The following is a 627-nucleotide window of genomic DNA, read 5'->3' as shown; positions in this document are numbered from 1 at the left end:
GCTCTTTTACTTGTTTCTTACTTAGTAGCTGTGAAAAAACAAACGTGGTTATTAGCAGGATTTAATGAAAAAAACATTAAAAATAAGTTTTTATTAGGTAAAGTAACAGGACTAGTTTTTTTCCTGCCTTTAAGATTTTGTTAGTAGTTATCAATAGCTTTATTGACTATCCTTATGAAGTAACGGTTCTTATAATTGCTATGCTAGTTTTATTAACAACTGTTTACCTATTTATCAACAAAAGGTTACTCGATTAATTCAACAATTAGGTGCTTGAGTTGAAGCTCGGTAGGGGTTATAACAATATAAGTTAACTTTAATTAGGGGTGAGTGAGTGGATAATATATCTTCATATTTTATCAGTTTATTAATTCCTTTACTTATGATTATTATTGGAATTTTACATAAAATAAGAGCTCCAAAAAAAATCAACCATTTTTACGGTTATCGCACTTTCCGTTCTATGTCATTACAAAAAGCTTGGGATCATGCTCAAAAATTGATAGGTTATTATTCCATTAGATTTGGTATCTGTAATATCCCGATTGCGATATCCTTTTGTATATCTTACCTTTATCATTGGATGTAATTACGTTAATCAATTTAGGATTAAGCATATTCTTTTTA

General features: G+C 28.5%; 1 protein-coding gene. It reads left to right on the top strand.

The window, feature by feature from the left end:
* The first annotated feature begins 382 nt into the window (after positions 1-382).
* Complete coding sequence (locus V7161_RS29315) at positions 383-589, top strand: SdpI family protein (protein ID WP_335716302.1); 207 nt, start codon at positions 383-385, stop codon at positions 587-589.
* Positions 590-627: the final 38 nt, after the last annotated feature.

The organism is Neobacillus drentensis, assembly GCF_036965425.1.
Taxonomy (GTDB): domain Bacteria; phylum Bacillota; class Bacilli; order Bacillales; family Cytobacillaceae; genus Neobacillus; species Neobacillus drentensis_F.
The sequence above is the reverse complement of the archived record's forward strand: the minus strand, read 5'-3'. Positions and strand labels throughout refer to the sequence as shown.

Excerpts from the sequence above, each read along its gene's own strand:
- V7161_RS29315 (WP_335716302.1), top strand. The coding sequence starts at position 383 with ATGATTATTATTGGAATTTTACATAAAATAAGAGCTCCAAAAAAAATC.